The 18,217-nt window shown below is 45.9% G+C and carries 16 protein-coding genes, 1 rRNA gene and 1 pseudogene; 7 read left to right on the forward strand and 11 right to left on the reverse strand.

What is annotated here, in order from left to right; translation table 11 throughout:
* Nucleotides 1–148, reverse strand: a 16S ribosomal RNA gene (locus tag IO95_RS12440); the annotation flags it as partial.
* 499 nt (nucleotides 149–647) lie between these two features.
* Here IO95_RS12440 and IO95_RS12445 point away from each other — a divergent pair.
* On the forward strand, nucleotides 648–1,337 hold the full coding sequence (locus IO95_RS12445) for a FadR/GntR family transcriptional regulator (protein ID WP_023489581.1): 690 nt from the start codon (nucleotides 648–650) through the stop codon (nucleotides 1,335–1,337).
* A gap of 83 nt (nucleotides 1,338–1,420) precedes the next feature.
* On the opposite strand, the gene rbsR is transcribed toward IO95_RS12445, so the two are convergent.
* The 10 genes and pseudogenes from rbsR to asnA all read right to left on the reverse strand — a co-directional run bounded on the left by rbsR (nucleotide 1,421) and on the right by asnA (nucleotide 11,876).
* Complete coding sequence (gene rbsR / locus IO95_RS12450) at nucleotides 1,421–2,422, reverse strand: ribose operon transcriptional repressor RbsR (RefSeq protein WP_037384916.1); 1,002 nt, start codon at nucleotides 2,420–2,422, stop codon at nucleotides 1,421–1,423.
* 3 nt (nucleotides 2,423–2,425) lie between these two features.
* Nucleotides 2,426–3,355 carry a ribokinase gene (rbsK, locus tag IO95_RS12455; RefSeq protein WP_023489579.1) on the reverse strand — a complete coding sequence of 310 codons (930 nt, stop codon included), beginning with the start codon at nucleotides 3,353–3,355 and terminating at the stop codon, nucleotides 2,426–2,428.
* Nucleotides 3,356–3,416: 61 nt separating this feature from the next.
* On the reverse strand, nucleotides 3,417–4,304 hold the full coding sequence (rbsB, locus tag IO95_RS12460; RefSeq protein ID WP_037384913.1) for a ribose ABC transporter substrate-binding protein RbsB: 888 nt from the start codon (nucleotides 4,302–4,304) through the stop codon (nucleotides 3,417–3,419).
* 25 nt (nucleotides 4,305–4,329) lie between these two features.
* Nucleotides 4,330–5,298 carry a ribose ABC transporter permease gene (gene rbsC / locus IO95_RS12465; RefSeq protein WP_023490701.1) on the reverse strand — a complete coding sequence of 323 codons (969 nt, stop codon included), beginning with the start codon at nucleotides 5,296–5,298 and terminating at the stop codon, nucleotides 4,330–4,332.
* 6 nt (nucleotides 5,299–5,304) lie between these two features.
* Nucleotides 5,305–6,810: a ribose ABC transporter ATP-binding protein RbsA gene (gene rbsA / locus IO95_RS12470; protein WP_023490700.1), complete on the reverse strand. Its 1,506-nt coding sequence runs from the start codon at nucleotides 6,808–6,810 to the stop codon at nucleotides 5,305–5,307.
* A 7-nt stretch (nucleotides 6,811–6,817) separates the two neighbouring features.
* Entirely contained in the window at nucleotides 6,818–7,237 is a 420-nt protein-coding gene (gene rbsD / locus IO95_RS12475) for a D-ribose pyranase (protein ID WP_023490699.1), read from the reverse strand.
* 208 nt (nucleotides 7,238–7,445) lie between these two features.
* A complete protein-coding gene (gene kup, locus IO95_RS12480; RefSeq protein WP_037384911.1) occupies nucleotides 7,446–9,314 on the reverse strand; it encodes a low affinity potassium transporter Kup in 1,869 nt (622 codons plus the stop codon).
* A gap of 189 nt (nucleotides 9,315–9,503) precedes the next feature.
* A complete protein-coding gene (locus IO95_RS12485) occupies nucleotides 9,504–10,529 on the reverse strand; it encodes an ATP-binding protein (RefSeq protein WP_023492807.1) in 1,026 nt (341 codons plus the stop codon).
* Nucleotides 10,530–10,588: 59 nt separating this feature from the next.
* A pseudogene (locus IO95_RS24130) lies at nucleotides 10,589–10,879 on the reverse strand (zinc ribbon domain-containing protein); the annotation flags it as partial.
* A 4-nt stretch (nucleotides 10,880–10,883) separates the two neighbouring features.
* Nucleotides 10,884–11,876, reverse strand: coding sequence for an aspartate--ammonia ligase (gene asnA / locus IO95_RS12490; RefSeq protein WP_037384909.1), 993 nt, complete (start codon nucleotides 11,874–11,876; stop codon nucleotides 10,884–10,886).
* A 155-nt stretch (nucleotides 11,877–12,031) separates the two neighbouring features.
* On the opposite strand from asnA, the gene asnC reads away from it, so the two are divergent.
* The 6 genes from asnC to atpI all read left to right on the forward strand — a co-directional run bounded on the left by asnC (nucleotide 12,032) and on the right by atpI (nucleotide 18,195).
* Nucleotides 12,032–12,493, forward strand: coding sequence for a transcriptional regulator AsnC (gene asnC, locus IO95_RS12495; protein WP_037384906.1), 462 nt, complete (start codon nucleotides 12,032–12,034; stop codon nucleotides 12,491–12,493).
* Between the two features lie 146 nt (nucleotides 12,494–12,639).
* Entirely contained in the window at nucleotides 12,640–13,080 is a 441-nt protein-coding gene (gene mioC / locus IO95_RS12500; RefSeq protein ID WP_037384903.1) for an FMN-binding protein MioC, read from the forward strand.
* A 381-nt stretch (nucleotides 13,081–13,461) separates the two neighbouring features.
* On the forward strand, nucleotides 13,462–15,351 hold the full coding sequence (gene mnmG, locus IO95_RS12505; protein WP_037384900.1) for a tRNA uridine-5-carboxymethylaminomethyl(34) synthesis enzyme MnmG: 1,890 nt from the start codon (nucleotides 13,462–13,464) through the stop codon (nucleotides 15,349–15,351).
* A gap of 134 nt (nucleotides 15,352–15,485) precedes the next feature.
* Nucleotides 15,486–16,109, forward strand: a complete 624-nt coding sequence (gene rsmG / locus IO95_RS12510) for a 16S rRNA (guanine(527)-N(7))-methyltransferase RsmG (RefSeq protein WP_037385004.1) — start codon at nucleotides 15,486–15,488, stop codon at nucleotides 16,107–16,109.
* Between the two features lie 120 nt (nucleotides 16,110–16,229).
* A complete protein-coding gene (locus IO95_RS12515; protein WP_235186757.1) occupies nucleotides 16,230–17,177 on the forward strand; it encodes a glycosyltransferase family 9 protein in 948 nt (315 codons plus the stop codon).
* A gap of 634 nt (nucleotides 17,178–17,811) precedes the next feature.
* Nucleotides 17,812–18,195, forward strand: coding sequence for a F0F1 ATP synthase subunit I (atpI, locus tag IO95_RS12520; protein WP_037384896.1), 384 nt, complete (start codon nucleotides 17,812–17,814; stop codon nucleotides 18,193–18,195).
* Nucleotides 18,196–18,217: the final 22 nt, after the last annotated feature.

Consider the following 18,217-nt stretch of genomic DNA (forward strand, 5'->3'; position numbering starts at 1 on the left):
CCCCCTCCATCAGGCAGTTTCCCAGACATTACTCACCCGTCCGCCGCTCGTCACCCAGGGAGCAAGCTCCCCTGTGCTACCGCTCGACTTGCATGTGTTAAGCCTGCCGCCAGCGTTCAATCTGAGCCATGATCAAACTCTTCAATTAAAAGCTTGATTTGCTAAGTTAATAGCGATGCTCAAAGATTACTGCATGAATTTTACTTACATGAGTCACTCTTTAAGACTTGATATTTTTTTGTTGCCGAAGCAACTGGATATCGTCTTTGTGAGTGCCCACACAGATTGTCTGATAAATTGTTAAAGAGCATGGTTACCAAAACTTCCTGGTAACGCGGGAGGCAGATAATACGCTTTCCCGCTGAAGAGTCAACCTTTTTCTCTACAAGAGACGGTGTTTTCACCGGGTTGCTTCTTCCTGCCTGGGCGACTTGTCAGCCGTTGTTCCCGAGCAGTGGAGGCGCATTATAGGGAGTTCTCAGTTCACCGCAACCCCTAAATTCAAAAAACATTTCAACCGCGTCTTTTTTCGGCAAAGCGCGCTTTTATTCATCTTTTTATCTCTTTTTATTCGGAAAATAGCCATAAACCAGGCTCGCTCTGACGTAAACTGACGGATAACGATGCAGTCAAAGGAAATAGTTGTCATGCAATTTAATATTCAACAACAGGCCGCACAGCGTAATCTTTCCTATTTGCTTGCGGAAAAGCTTGGCCGAAAAATTCTGGCTGGTGAATATCAGGCTGGCTCTATTCTTCCTGGCGAGATGGAGTTGGGAGAAAAATTTGGAGTTAGTCGCACCGCAGTACGTGAAGCGGTAAAAATACTGGCAGCCAAAGGGATGCTGTTGCCACGTCCACGAATTGGTACTCGCGTCATGCCACAAAACCAATGGAATTTTCTCGATCAAGATTTATTGACCTGGTGGATGACAAAGGAGAACTTCGACCAGATTATGCAGCATTTTCTTATCCTGCGGGCTTCTCTGGAACCCCAAGCATGCTCACTGGCCGCAACTCAAGCGACACCACATCAGAAAACGCAATTAACTCTCTTGATGGCAGAAATGAAAGCACTGCACATTAATTTTGACCGTGACCACTGGATTGATATCGATACCCGCTACCATCAGCTTATATACCAAGCCAGCGATAATCCGTTTCTGATTTCATTTGCCAACCTTTTCAGCTCGGTTTATCGAAACTATTTTCAAGCTATTACCGACAATGAAGTCATCAAGCTACAACAACATCAAGCCATTGTTGATGCCATCATAGCGGGTGACAGTATCTCGGCATTGACTGCCTGTCAGATATTGTTACAAGACAACACTTAAATGAAGATGGGGATAACCCTAGATGGCGGCGATGTTGAACCTTGCAAGGGGTTGGCTGGTCACTTAGTTTGACATCTGTTGAGTTAACGCTGACCAACGGAAGCTCGTTGCATCAATTCAGGTGTCAGCACCAGAAGTTGAGCATCACGCTCAGGATCCTGCAATCGATTGATTAATGCGTCGATCGCCAGTTCTCCCAAGGAGTCTTTCGGTTGATGAATAGTGCTTAGTGGGGGAACCAGATACTGTGCAAGCTCAATATCGTCATATCCAATGACTGCCATATCCCTCGGTACCACAAGCCCCGCCTGATATAGTGCCTGATAAACCCCCACAGCAATGGCATCATTCCCTGCAAATACCGCATGTGGCGGATTATCCAGTGCCAAGAGTTGTTTCATGGCGTTGACTCCACCAGCAAACTCAAAATCGCAATGTACTTCATAGCCTAGCAAAATTTCGAGCCCAGCACGTTGCATGGCACGGCGATAACCTTCCAAACGATGGCCCGCGGTCATTTTATCCTGCGGCCCAGCAATACACGCTATTTGGCGGTAGCCCCTGGCAATCAGATGATCGGTTGCCATTTCGCCCCCCAATAACGAGTTATCCTTAATAATATCGTTGGCTCCATCGAATGGGGACCAATCCATCATCACGATAGGTAAAGAGGGGTAACGGCTAAACGCATCTTGTGAAGTTCGATGATTCTCAGTACACATAACCAACAAACCATCAACACGCTTTTGCAGCAGTGTTTCAATACTGTGGTTCATTCGCTCCAGGTCTTCTTCGGTATTACACAAGATCAAGCTATAACCACGTTCGTAACAGCTTCGTTCAACACCACGGACTACTTCGGCATAGAAAGGGTTATTACTGGATGTCACCAACATACCAATAGTATGCGTGGTGTTAAGTTTCAGGCTGCGGGCCAAAGCGGAGGGAGCATAATTAAGTTGTTCTATCGCCACCATGACTTTGGCGCGCACACTATCACTGACAAAGCGATTATTATTAATCACATGTGACACTGTCGAGGTTGAAACACCCGCCAAGCGGGCGACATCTTTCATGGTAGCCAAAATTTACCCCTGGTGCTGCAGGAAGGTGTCTATCTCTTCTCGCCATGGTACTGAGGGTTGAGCGCCTGGGCGAGTAACCGCTATCGCTGCTGCCGCATGGGCAAATCGCACCGCCTCACTGATTGCTTTGCCTTCAAGTAAAGCGGTAACCAATGCACCATTGAACGTATCACCAGCCGCTATGGTGTCCACTGCTTTAACCTTAAAACCGGGAACCAGTTTGCCACCATCACCCTGTTCACTTAACCACACACCTCGGCTACCAAGGGTAATAATCACACGGCTAATGCCTTTATCATGTAATACCTTGGCAGCTCGGGCGGCATCGTCATCATTATTGATGGCAATACCCGTGAGTCGCTGTGCTTCTGTTTCATTTGGGGTGATCATATCGACCATCGCCAGCAAATCATCAGGTAATTCACAGGCAGGCGCGGGGTTAAGAATAACCTGAGTCTGGTGCTGTTTTGCCAGTTTGGCTGCGGCTATCACCGTTTCAAGTGGTGACTCAAGCTGCATCAATAGCGCATCAGCATCAATCACTGTTTGTTGATAGCGACGGAGATAATCAGGGGTCACGGCAGCATTGGCTCCCGCATCAATCCCAATAACATTTTCACCGTCTTCATTGACAAAAATCAGGGCGACACCAGTGGTGTTACCAGGAATAGCTTCTATTGGTTGGGTATCAATGCGATCAGTAACCAGTTGTTGGCGAATACGTTCACCAATATCATCAGCGCCAACACAGGCAATAAAGGTAATATCAGCCCCACTACGCCCAGCAGCGACCGCCTGATTAGCTCCTTTGCCACCAAAAGCAACTTTATACTGCTTGCCTATCACCGTTTCGCCCGGCAAAGGAAATTGTTTTACATTGAGGATATGGTCGGCGTTGATACTGCCTAACACCACCAACTTGCCAGTTTGCATCGCATTGATTCCAGAAAATTACGCGCCATCGTGATAACCACATTGATGGCGCAGAGATGACTTATTTAGTGATCAGTTTCAAGTCAACCGGAATAGTGGCTGGAACCTTCTCGCCTTTCAGTACTTTGTTGGCAGTTTCAACACCCATAGCACCAATCTGCTCTGGACGTTGCGCCACGGTTGCAGCCATTTTACCGCCCTCTACCGCTTTCACCCCATCATCAGTACCATCAAAACCCACTACCACAACATCCGTTTTACCGGCAGTTTGCAATGCACGTAATGCACCCAGCGCCATCTCATCGTTTTGAGCAAATACAGCCTGCACATCTGGATGAGCTGTTAGCAGGTTTTGCATAACGTTCAGGCCTTTAGTGCGATCAAAGTCTGCAGGTTGGCTAGCCAGTAACTTAAATTTGTGTTGCTCCAGTGCTTGTTTGAAACCTTCGCCACGCTCACGTGCTGCAGAAGTCCCTGCGATACCTTCCAATTGGATAACTTTGGCATCAGCACCCACTTTCTTAGCAATAAAATCACCTGCCATTTTACCGCCAGCACGGTTATCAGAGGCGATATGACTAACAACATCACCTTTAGATGCCATACGGTCCAATGTAATAACCGGGATCTTGTTCATATTAGCCATCTTGATGGCATTACCTACCGCATCAGAATCTGTCGGGTTAATCAGTAATAGTTTTGGGCTCTGTACCACCAGATCTTGTACGTTTCCCAGTTCTTTAGCAGGGTTGTTCTGAGAATCCAACACCACCAGGTTGTAGCCCAGTTTGTCAGCTTCTTTTTGTGCACCCTCTTTCATGGCAACAAAGAAGGGGTTATTAAGGGTAGACACTACCAGAGCAATAGTATCTTTTGCCAAAGCATTAACACTCAAGGTTGCAGTCAACGCAAAAGCTGAAACTAAAGTTGCCAGTTTTTTCATTTTCATGGTCGATATTCCTGTAATGGAGAGGTTACTTGCTACTTTTGTCATCTACCAAAACCGCCAGCAAAATAACCACTGCCTTGACGATCATTTGGTAGTAAGAAGAAACACCCAACAAATTCAAACCATTGCTCAAGAAGCCAAGGATCAGCGCCCCGATCAGTGTACCAACGATCCGCCCTTTACCACCCGCCAGGCTGGTTCCCCCCAAAACGACCGCAGCAATGGCATCCAGTTCATAACCGGTACCTGCCGTGGGTTGTGCCGAGGATAAGCGTGCTACTTCTATCACTCCCGCCAGGGCAGCTAACAACCCGCACAGTGAGTAAACGATGATTTTCACTCTATCGATATTAATGCCGGAAAGACGAGTTGCGGCTTCATTGCCCCCCAAAGCATAGATATAACGGCCCAGGCGGGTATGGTGCAGCATATACCATGCAGCAATAAACACGATAGCCATGATCCAAATTGGCGTAGGCACCCCCAACGGGCGGCCAATACCAAACCAGCCAAAGGCATCAGCAACATCAGTAAAACCGGTGTTGATCGGGCTGCCATTGGTGTACACCATGGTGACACCACGGAGTAACAGCATCATCACCAAGGTTGCAATAAATGCCTGAACTTTACCTTTGGCTACAATAAACCCGGTACCGGCGCCTACAAGAGCACCTAATGCCAGCGCAGCAGCAACCGCAGCGACGGCATTGATTTCAAGCCCTACCATAGAGGCAGCTATCGCACCAGTCAGCGCCAGTAATGAGCCTACTGAGAGATCAATACCAGAAGTGAGGATCACCAACGTCATCCCGACCGCCATAATGGCGTTCACTGATGTCTGCTGTAGGATATTGAACAGGTTATTGACAGTGAAAAAATTCGGGCTCATTGAAGAAACCACGGCAATCAGCACCAGCAGCGCTATCAGTGATTTTTGCTCCAACAGCCACTCTTTACTAAACCAGCGCTTAGCCGCGACAGTCTGTGAACTCATATCTGATTACTCCTGCTTTACGCCGTATTGCTTGCCGACAGCGGCAGCCATCAGCACTTCCTGGGTAGCCTGTTCAATTGGGAACTCTCCGGTGAGATGACCTTCATGCATAACCAAAATGCGATCACTCATTCCCAGTACTTCAGGCATTTCCGAAGAGACCAGAATGATGCTCAACCCTTCCTGCTTAAACTGATTAATTAACTGATAAATCTCTTTCTTCGCCCCGACATCGACACCACGAGTAGGTTCATCAAGGATCAACACTTTTGGCCGAGTCATCAAACCGCGAGCTATCGCCACCTTTTGCTGATTTCCGCCGGAAAGTAACCCAATAGGCTGTTCCATTGAAGGGGTTTTTATATTGAACAAACGGATAAAATCACTCACGGCGACTTGTTCATCTGAATGCTTCAAGCTACCACCAGCACGGCTGAAATAACGCAGGGCAGTAAGCGACATATTTTCCTTTACTGACATCCCCAGTACCAGGCCATCACGCTTACGGTCTTCAGAAATATAGACGATGCCGTTTGCCAGACCATCTTGGGGAGAGTGGGTGATCACATCATGACCATCCAGATTCACTGTGCCACTTTTGCGTGGTGCAGCGCCATATAGGATTTTCATTAACTCGGTACGGCCAGCACCCATCAAGCCAGCAACACCCAAAATCTCACCGCTGTACAGAGTAAAGCTGACATCATTAACACCCGGGCCGGAAACATGGCTAACTTGCAGACGTTTTTCACCTCGAGGCAAGTTCAGGCGTGGATATTGCTCTTCCAATTTGCGCCCAACCATCATTTCAATCAGCGTATCTTCCTGCAATTGAACAACCGGCTGTTCAGCAATAAACTGCCCATCACGGAAAATGGTCACATCGTCGCAGATTTCAAAGATCTCTTTCAGTCGATGGGAAATATAAACAATGCCACACCCTTCGGCTTTCAGCTCATTGATCACATTGAACAGAGAGGCAGTTTCAGTGTCGGTCAGCGCATCGGTAGGTTCATCCATGATGATAACTTTAGATTCAAAGCTCAACACTTTGGCGATTTCCACCATTTGCTGATCACCAATCGACAATTCCCCGACCAGACGGTGGCTGCTATAACGCAGGTTGAGGCGTGCCAGCAGTTTGTCCGCTTCGGCATACATACGTTTCCAGTCAATGCGGCCAAACCGATTGACAAATTCACGCCCCAAAAAGATATTTTCAGCAATGGTTAGCTGTGGGATCAGGTTCAGTTCCTGATGAATGATGCCGATGCCCGCCTCCTGCGAATCCTTCGGCCCATTGAAGGTCACTTCTTTACCAAGATAGTACTGACTGCCAGCATCTTTGCTGTAAATACCAGTAAGCACTTTCATCATGGTTGACTTTCCGGCACCGTTTTCCCCCACCAACGCCATTACCCTACCTGGGTAAACGCTGAGGGCAGCGCCAGAAAGTGCTTTCACGCCGGGAAAGGCTTTATCAATCCCTTTAAGTTCCAGTAAAGGTTGCATAAATGCCTCAGAATGTTACGCCGGCGCAGAGGATCACATTCGCATAAGGCGAACATTCTCCACTGCGTATCACCGCCCGGCTATGTTCAGTTTGCACTTTAAAAGCACTATGGCTGATATAGCTTACACTGATGGTGTTTCCCTGGAGTTGGCCAATTTGTTTTAGTTGAGCCAGTAACATTTCATGGAGCGACGGATTATTTTTAACAATCTCTTCCGCCAGAATAGCGCTTTCTACCTGCATTTCCTGCGTGACCACGCCGACAACCTGTAAGAATGTCGGCACACCTTGAGTCAGAGCCAAGTCAATACGCTGCGTTGTCGCCGGAATCGGCAGTCCCGCATCGCAAATCGTGATCTGATCAGTATGTCCGAGGCGAGATACAACCGCAGAAACATCACAATTCAGTAGTACGCCTTTTTTCATTTTTTAGATTAACTCCAACAGCGAAACGTTTCGCTCACCATAGAGTTTAGAAAAATTTCTGAGAAAGACAACTCAATAATCGAAAAAATGTGATCGCCATCGAAACGTTTCGCTTACCTGGTTAATTTCATTCAAGCTACCGTTTACCTACCTCTGTAACTTGAATGATTCGATGAGAAAATTTGATTTAATTAATAAATTCAGATTGTTATATCTCCACTTGGGTACCCAGTTCTAGAACTCGATTAGGTGGGATCTCAAACTGATCGGCAGCCCTCAGCGCGTTACGGCTTAATGCAATAAACAATTTCCCCCTCAGTAGCAAATACCAGGGGCGTTTACTCAGTATCAGTGACTCATGGGACATAAAAAACGATGTTTCCATCATTCGGCAAGGTAACCCTTCCAATCCGCAACGGTGAAAAATATCCTCAACATTAGGTCTTTCACGCCAACCATAGCGAGCGACAACACGCCAGAAAGTCGGCGATAACTGTTCAATTGTCACCCGTTGGACATTAGGCACATAGGGGGCATCTTCGGTACGCAAGGTAAGCAGGACAACACGTTCATGTAATACTTTGTTGTGCTTTAAGTTATGTAGTAACGCAAATGGAATGACATTAATCGCACGCGACATAAACACCGCCGTTCCAGGAACGCGAACCGGGGGAGATTTCTCCAATGAAGCTATCATTGCTTCAAGAGAGTTACCGTGTTCGTGCATCTGACGCAACAAGCGAAAACGTTCACTTTTCCAAGTTGTCATGATAATGAACATCATCAATGCCATCACCAGTGGCAGCCAACCGCCGGAAAAGAGTTTCATCGCATTGGCTAAGAACATAGGAACATCAATAATCAGCAATATCAGTAAAATACTCAGTACAAAATAGCGGTTCCAATGCCAATTTTTAATCGCAACGCAAGTAATAAGAATACTGGTCAACACCATGGTGCCAGTAACAGCGATACCGTAAGCCGCTGCCAGATTACTGGAGTGTTCAAAACCGACAATCACCAAGATGACAGCAAGATAGAGTGTCCAGTTAATCACCGGGATATAAATCTGGCCAGACTCCATCTCCGAGGTATGAATAATACGCATCGGCGACAAATACCCCAGACGCACCGCCTGACGAGTCAATGAAAACACGCCGGAAATGACTGCCTGAGAAGCGATAACAGTAGCCAATGTGGCAAGAATCAGCAAAGGAATCAGCGCCCAGTCAGGAGCAAGCAAGAAGAACGGGTTTTTGATGGCCTCGGGTGATTTCAGCAACAACGCCCCTTGACCGAAATAATTGAGTACCAATGAAGGTAACACCACCGCAAACCAAGCCAAACGGATTGGAAATTTACCAAAGTGGCCCATATCGGCATACAAGGCTTCCACTCCGGTAATTGCAAGAACCACCGCTCCCATGGCAAAAAAGGAGACTGTCTTATATTCAACAAAGAAGTTGAATGCCCACTTAGGGTTGAGGGCCTGCAACACTTCAGGATTAGCAATAATACTGCGCACACCGAGTAACGCCAACGCGATGAACCACAGCAACATTACTGGCGCAAAAAGTTTGCCGACGCTGCCGGTACCATGCTTTTGGATAGCAAATAATAGAGTCAAAACCAGAATGGACAAAGGAACGATATAGGGTTCGAGTGAAGGTGCGGCGATTCCCAACCCTTCAATTGCCGACATAACCGATATCGCCGGGGTAATTACCACCTCGCCATAAAAGAAGCTGCCACCAACCAAACCCAGAATAACCAATAATGACGTGGTACGTGCCGATGTATTGCGCCCGGCCAACGACATCAAGGTCAGAATACCCCCTTCACCCGCATTATCTGCACGCATAACGTAAGTGAGGTACTTCAAAGAAACGATAACAATCAACATCCAAAAAATAAGAGATAAAAACCCGAATACCACATCAGGACGGACCTCAAAACCATAGTGCCCAGAAAAACACTCTCTTAAGGTATAGAGCGGGCTGGTCCCTATATCACCATAAACCACCCCAATTGCTGCCAGAGTGACTGCCGATAACGGCTGCTTGTGTTCAGTATTCATAATTTTTTTTGCTAGCTCAACCAACTATCCCTACCAAAAAATACCCCAGTTGTTTCACGTTACGTAAAAATCCGCAAACACTAGGGACACACTGTATGCATCATTTAACCTGCATACCTATGCTTATCACTGATGATAAAAATAAACAAAATATGAATAACCCTGTGGGCTCCTACCTTGATGGAGCAGTTACCACTTTGAAGGTAAATACTGGATATAATACAAAGGCATCACCATGTTGGTTTGCTCTAATGGTGAAGAACCTTGCGTACCAGTTAATTTAAATGTTTTTCTTGGTGCGCACTTTTCTATATAGGAGGCCAGCGATTTAGCGCGTGTCCTTTTGCCGCTTTTTACTTCTATTGGGACAATATTGCCCTCATTATTTGAGATAATGAATTCGATTTCTGCGCGAGCATCATTCCACGAATAGCTAGGGTCAACGCCAATGGCAGCAAGCTCTTGTTGTACAAAATTTTCAGCTATATAACCTTTGTACTCATAGTGTTGCTGTTTAATTTCTTTATAACTGCTGCCCAACATATGGTTAAGCAAGCCCACATCAAACAGAAATAATTTAACCTTATTTTCTTTTTTGTAGGCAGCAAGTGGGGCTTTGGGCGTACCTTCAATGGGGTAGTTAGCCAGCGCCAAACGGCAGCATCTTAACCAATGGATAGCGGTTTCAAAATCGCTATAGCGATATTTACGGTTATGGACGTTTTTAAACTTAAAGCGTTTAACCGATTCATCTAAAACCAGGGAAAGCTGCGCGGGTATGCTATTGAACACTGACTCAATCAATGTTGCATCAACCTTACCGGCGTATTTAGCAAAATCACGTTGGTAGCCTGCGACTAAATCAGCATGAATTTTAGCGACCTTTGCAACGCGCTCTAAAATGCCCAACTCTTTGAATTGGTACCAAGCGACAACCGCTTCCGGCATGCCACCAGTAAAAAAGTAATCCGTCAGCTTATCCATCAATTTGCTATGCGCTGCGGGAGTACTAGCTTGCGTATCGAATGCCTTGATCAACGCCGATTCTTTTGAGGCATAAATAAATTCTTGGAAGGTAAGTGGGCGTAAATTGTATTGCTCGACCTTGCCAACAGGAAAGGCGTTAAGCGGTTTGCTAAAGTGGATAACGTATATCAGGAAGCCACTGTGCGATAGCGAACTGAATGAATACGAACCATTATCATCCGTTCTCATTACAAAATAGACAGGGTTGACATCCTCTCCGCCCTAAAGGGCGAAGACCCCTACAACATTCAGACTGAAGTCTGACTCGACTCGGCGGGTTCCTGCCTCATCGAGCGGCCTAAAGCTGCCCTCTCTCCACAGACTAACGCGGCGTGCCCCGCCGCTAAAATATTACGCGCGCCGTTTATATCAGCGTTTTCTGTATATCCACATTCCATACACCTGAACTGACTTTGTGACTGGCGGTTTTCTTTCCTTGTATGACCACAGCAAGCGCATTGCTGGCTGGTGTAGGCCGGATTAATCGCCAGCACATGACCACCCCACCAGCACTGCTTGTACTCAAGCTGGCGGCGCTGATACTTATAACAACCCTTCTACAGTTTCACGCACTTCTGGCGCCCATACACCGCACTGCACCTGACCAATATGTGGCAATTGCAGTAACAGCATCACCAGACGAGATTGCCCAATACCACCACCAATGGTCTGTGGCATTTCGCCACGCAATAATGATTGGTGCCATTCCAACTTCAGACGATCCAAATCGTCAGTCAAGGTCAGTTGACGTTGCAGGGCTTCAGCATCAACCCGGATCCCCATCGACGAAAGCTCAAATGCGTCTTGCAATACTGGGTTCCACACCAAAATATCGCCATTTAACCCAGCACCATTTTCACTATCTGCCGTGGTCCAGTCATCATAATCCGGTGCTCGTACATCATGGGATTTACCATGAGAAAGCTTACCACCAATACCAATCAGGAATACCGCGCCCAATTCTTTGGCAATAGCACGCTCACGGCCTTTGGCATCCAGTTCTGGATAACGTTGCAGTAGGGTTTCGCTGTGAACAAAGTGGATCTGCTCTGGCAGGAACGGTACTAAACCATATTTCTGGCTAACCGCGAGTTCCGTATCCTTTATTGCAGCATAGATCTGCTTAACCGTCTTTTTCAGATAAGCCAGGTCACGCTCACCATCACCCATGACGCGTTCCCAGTCCCATTGATCCACATACACTGAATGAATCGGGGTCAGACGATCTTCGTCCGGACGCAGCGCTTTCATATGGGTATACAGACCCTCACCAGCACTGAAATCGTAGCTACCCAGTGTTTTACGTTTCCATTTAGCCAATGAATGCACTACTTCAAACGTAGATGCAGGCAAGCTTTTCACCTTTACTTGAACCGCTTTCTCACTACCGGAAAGGTTGTCTTGAGTGCCATCACCGAGTCGACTGAGGATTGGAGCCTGAACTTCAATCAAACCAAGCTGTTGTTCCAGTTGGTTGGAAAAGAAGGATTTCACAAAGCTGATCTGTTGCTGTTTTTGAATATACTGCTTTTTCATTACGGTATCTCTTTAATAACCTGTTTAGTTGCCAACGATTAAGCAACAGAATGATACTTGAATTCAATATCCATCAATAAATATTGCCTTTTTCTTTTTAATCGTTCATTTTTAATCCGTAATAATTCAATAATCATCAATTAAAGAGGGTTTTAATGGCAGAAATTTATCAGATCGATAATCTCGATCGCGGCATTCTGAACGCCTTAATGGAAAATGCCAGAACACCTTATGCTGAACTGGCAAAAAACTTTAGTGTTAGCCCGGGCACCATTCATGTACGGGTTGAGAAAATGAAACAGGCGGGGATCATTACCGGTACCCGAGTTGATATCGATCCTAAACAACTGGGTTATGATGTCTGCTGCTTTATCGGCATTATCTTAAAGAGTGCCAAGGATTACCCTTCAGCCCTAAAAAAACTGGAAAATCTGGAAGAGGTGGTTGAAGCCTACTATACCACTGGCCACTATAGTGTATTCATCAAGGTTATGTGTCGTTCGATAGACGCATTGCAGCAGGTCCTTATCAATAAGATCCAGACTATCGACGAGATCCAGTCAACAGAAACCCTGATCTCGCTGCAGAATCCCATTATGCGTACCATCACACCTTAGTACTGATTCTATCCACATTTATCCAAGTTGCGTCCAACCCGCCTACAGCTTGGATAAATGCTAAAACATACACATATTATCCACTGCTAGATCCCAACTAATTCACAGCGTACAATAGCTCCTCTTCAGCAAGGTTAGGATCATTCATGGCAGACATTACTCTAATCAGTGGCAGTACGCTTGGCAGTGCAGAATATGTTGCAGAACACTTAGCCGAACAGCTCGAAGCAGCGGGTTTCTCAACCGAAATATTGCATGGTCCGGAATTGGATGAACTGACGTTATCTGGCTTATGGTTGGTGATATCTTCTACTCATGGAGCCGGCGATTTACCAGAAAACCTGCAATCCCTGGTGGAACAGATTAAACAACAACAACCGGATTTATCCTTGGTGAAGTTTGGCGCCGTGGGGTTAGGTAGTTCTGAGTACGATACTTTCTGCGGGGCGATCAAACAGCTTGATGAGCTTCTGCAAGAAAATGGCGCAAAAAGGATCGGTTCACGTCTTGAGATCGACGTCACCCAACATGAGATCCCCGAAGATCCCGCCGAAAAATGGCTCAGTGATTGGATTATTTTGCTCTAATTGATTAAATAATAAGCGAACGATTGTGTATAACTAGGCTTTAAAGCAGGGGAAAACCCGTAGTTATCCCTATAATAACTTAGGTACTCGGCTAGGCCTGTGTATAACATGCCTTTTAGATCCCAGCTTATACTGACCAGGATCACCGATCATTCACAGTAAATGATCCTCTTTAATTTAATGATATAAATAGAGAATGTTGAGTTATGCACAGAAGATCGTGATCCTAATAAGAGATCTAATAAAGAGATCTTTAAATAAAAAGATCTTCTTTTTATTACCCGTCGATCCTGACCACTTGGTCGATCGTCTAAACTTGAGTAGAATCCCTCCCCCAGGACAAACAATGATTGTTCGCCAGTTCTTTTGAGGTGCTGTTCCATGTTTTATCCAGAGCAATTTGACGTCATTATTATCGGTGGTGGCCATGCTGGCACTGAAGCAGCCATGGCTGCTGCGCGTATGGGGCGTCAAACGTTATTACTGACTCACAATATCGATACGCTTGGACAAATGTCCTGTAACCCGGCGATTGGTGGTATTGGTAAAGGGCATCTGGTTAAAGAAATTGATGCACTTGGCGGCTTAATGGCGACGGCGATCGATCAGGCTGGGATCCAGTTTAGAATACTAAACGCCAGTAAAGGACCGGCTGTCAGAGCCACCCGCGCTCAGGCAGATCGTGTGCTGTATCGCCAAGCAATTCGCACAGCGTTAGAAAACCAACCTAATTTGATGGTCTTTCAACAAGCGGTTGAAGACTTGATTGTCGAAAATGATCGTGTTGTTGGTGCGGTTACCCAGATGGGATTAAAATTCCGCGCCAAAGCGGTCGTCCTGACGGTGGGAACCTTCCTTGATGGCAAGATCCATATCGGGTTGGAAAACTACAGTGGTGGCCGAGCAGGAGATCCGCCATCGATCTCTTTATCACGACGTCTGCGTGAGCTGCCGTTGCGTGTCAATCGTCTAAAAACGGGCACACCACCCCGTATTGATGCGCGAACAATTGATTTTAATCTGTTAGAACCACAGTTTGGGGATACCCCACTCCCAGTGTTCTCTTTTTTAGGGAATGCTAACCAGCATCCGCAACAGCTACCTTGCTATATCACCTATACCAATGAAAAAACGCATGAAGTGATCCGTAGCAACCTTGATCGTAGTCCAATGTATGCCGGGATCATCGAAGGGATCGGGCCACGTTATTGCCCATCGATCGAAGACAAAGTCATGCGCTTTGCTGATCGTAATGCACACCAGATCTTCCTTGAACCGGAAGGTTTAACCAGTAACGAAATTTATCCCAACGGTATTTCTACCAGTCTGCCTTTTGACGTACAGATGCAAATTGTTCGTTCAATGAAAGGAATGCAGAATGCCCGTATTGTTCGCCCTGGTTATGCTATTGAATATGACTTCTTTGATCCTCGGGACTTAAAACCAACGTTGGAAAGCAAATTTATCCAGGGGCTGTTCTTTGCTGGCCAGATAAATGGGACCACCGGTTATGAAGAAGCTGCCGCACAAGGTTTGTTGGCTGGCTTGAATGCTGCACTCCATGCTACGGAACAGGAAGGGTGGTCACCACGCCGCGATCAGGCTTATCTTGGTGTGCTGGTGGATGATCTCAGTACATTAGGCACCAAAGAACCATACCGTATGTTTACCTCGCGCGCTGAGTATCGTCTGATGCTACGTGAAGATAACGCAGATTTGCGCCTGACAGAAAAAGGCCGTGAATTGGGATTGGTTGATGATGTACGTTGGCAGCGTTACTGTGAGAAGTTGGAGCGCATTGAGCAAGAACGTCAGCGCTTGCGTAATATCCTGGTCCATCCGCATTCAGAGCATGTGGAACTGGTTAATGTTCTGTTGAAATCGCCATTATCGCGAGAAACTAACGGCGAAGAGCTTTTGCGCCGCCCAGAGGTCGATTATCGCCTATTAACCTCCGTGGCTGTTTTCGCTCCGGCACTCACTGATTTACAAGCTGCCGAACAAGTAGAAATTCAGGTTAAATACGAAGGATATATTGCCCGTCAACAAGATGAGATCGAAAAACACCAGCGTCATGAGAATACCGTATTGCCGCTGGATCTTGATTATCGCCAGGTTTCAGGTTTATCGAATGAAGTGATTGCCAAACTTAACGATCATAAACCTAACTCGATCGGTCAGGCTTCTCGTATTTCAGGCATTACCCCGGCGGCGATCTCTATTTTATTGATCTGGTTAAAAAAACAAGGGTTATTGCGGCATAGTGCCTAATACTGTTCTATGGTCGTTTCGTTTCTACTGAGAAACGGCCACTGACATCTTTGCATGTCTGAATTATTATTGATTGTCTTAAGAGGCAGTTCCTGATTGGTCTGCTGTTCTGCATCTGTCAGAGGACATTAGTGGTGCAAAAAAAACTGGATTCATTGCTTTCTGCGGCAGGAATTGCGCTTCCCGATCAGCAAAAAAGCCAATTACTGGCTTATGTCGATATGCTCGACAAGTGGAATAAAGCTTACAATCTCACTTCAGTCCGTGATCCACAACAAATGCTGGTTCGCCATATCATGGATAGCATCGTGGTTAATTCCCATCTGACCGGTTCACGCTTTATCGATGTAGGTACTGGCCCTGGTTTGCCTGGTATTCCGTTGGCTATTGTACGGCCTGATGCGCATTTCACTCTGCTTGATAGCTTGGGCAAGCGTGTCCGTTTCTTACGCCAGGTGCAGCATGAACTGGGTCTGAAAAATATCGAGCCAGTACAAAGCCGTGTGGAGGAGTTCATTGCGGATCCGACATTTGATGGTGTAATCAGCCGTGCTTTTGCGTCATTACAAGATATGCTGGTTTGGTGTCACCACTTGCCAACACCAGGCCAAGGGCGTTTCTATGCATTGAAGGGAGTCTATCCCGAAAATGAACTGGCACCATTGCCAGCGGGCGTTTCTTTGGAGTCTGTGGTCCGTCTGCAGGTGCCAGAGTTGGCGGGGGAACGCCATTTAGTTGTACTATCAACCATTGAATAAATATTGGCATCGTTTAAAAGAGATATGCTGCTTGTTTTATAAAGGGATTCATTAATGAAAATATTACTGATCAGGCGAGAAAATATCGGTGACCTGATTTTGACCACCCCGCTTATCTCGATGCTAGCAAAAGATCACCAAGTTGATGTGTTGGTTAACTCTTATAACATGTCAGTACTCGATGGTAATCCTAATGTCGCCAACATTTATTACTACACCAAGTCGCACCATGAACGATCGCTCAAGGCTAAAATGGGTGCCTTTATGCATCGTTTGCAGACCACCTATCGTATCCGTCGAGCTGGTTATGATGCCGCTATCGTTGCTGGGCAGTGGAACAAACGGGCGGTGATGTGGGCAAAACTCTCTGGTGCTAAACGAATTATTACCATTGGTGACGATGCGCCTGATATTGTCACCGACAAAATTCCGTATGTACAAGGGACAAGTCATCATATCGTAGAAGAGTTATCGCTCCTGGCAAAACCGCTCGGTTGTTATCAAACCCCGGGGAAAGCAGAACTGTATGTAACAGCAGATGAGATAAAAAAAGCGGAAGAAAAAGTATCTAAAAATGACAAGATACCGCTATATGGTCTGCAGATCAGTTCTAGAAAAATCAATCAGAGATGGTCAGTTAACCATTTTATTGAACTTGCTCACCGATTAGCCGAGCGTGAACCCTGTAAAATCATGCTTTTTTGGTCCCCTGGTTCGAGTAATAATCCGACTCACCCTGGTGATGATGAAAAAGCAGATTTAGTGGTAGAGGGCTGCCGTGACATAGATTTGATCCCTTACAGAACCAACAACCTTCGTGAATTGATGGCAGGTATGGCTTTATGTGATCAAATTGTCACCAGTGATGGCGGCGCATTACATATCGCTGTGGGGGTAGGTAAACCGGTCGTTGCGTTGTTTGCAGGTCATGACTCCTCATTTTGGGGCCCTTGGCAAGTACCATCACGGGTTCTGGAGTCAATGGATAATGATGTGAAGAGCTTATCTGTCGACAGTGTCTATGATAAATTCGTGGATTTGAGAACTGATATTATTAAATTTCAATAAGTTGTAATTTTTTTGAAGGTAACTGCTGTCAGATAGTATGCGGTTTTTGATAAACCTATCTGGTCACACCTTTAACGACGTGTTTATGTTATTTGCCTGACCCCATTGTTACTCAAATGGTAATTGTTACTCAAATGGTAAACAGTGGGCAGCAACTTGAATTAACCTGGTTATAAATGTCAGTAAAATGTTTTTGCATGGTATTACGATTGTTTTTTAAAAGTTTACTTACAATACTTTGATTTGTAATCTTTTTTATAGCTCGATTAGCTAAAGACAATGGGCGTTAAATTGGATTATAAATTAGCGCTAAAATTTACTGTGATAGACAGCACATTTACTGATGCAATAGCCTAGTAACTAGGCCAGTAAGTGTGATAGAGCAAAGGGCGGTTTCTATTGAAATGTGTCTCAAAGGGGAAAATTTAAATAATTGTTCACCTTTTTGCTACTTATTGATTGAATTCGTTGGAGTGGCCCGTATAATTTGCACGGTTTTTGCTACTTGACTCATAGCATTGAAGGCTGTTTCATTACCCATGTTCATGCAAGTTGCAACTAGACGGCAATGACGCGGGTTTTACAGGAATATGCCACTCAGTTTACCCTTCGGGGTACGGAGAGAACAAACGTCATGTCTGTGTTCCTTTACAATGGAAGAGTAGCACGCAAATTGCTGTTTCTGCAGTTAATGACTTTTGTTCTGATCAGCATGGGTTTCGGGTTGAAAAGCCTGGAATGGGGTGTTTCAGCATTGGCCGGAGGCCTTGCTGCCTGGTTACCCAATGCTATGTTTATGCTGTTTGCCTTGCGCCATCAGGTGCAGACACCAGCACCTGGTCGGGTTGCTTGGTCGTTTGCTATTGGTGAGGGGTTGAAGGTCGTGATCACCATCATTTTGTTGATTGTGGCACTTGGGGTGTTCAAAGTGGCATTTATGCCGTTAGCCCTGACCTATTTAGCGGTGTTAGTGGTGCAGATAGTGGCACCTGCCGTGATTAACAGTTACCGAAATTAACTATACAAAGGGTAGAGGCATC

Source organism: Serratia sp. DD3, from assembly GCF_000496755.2.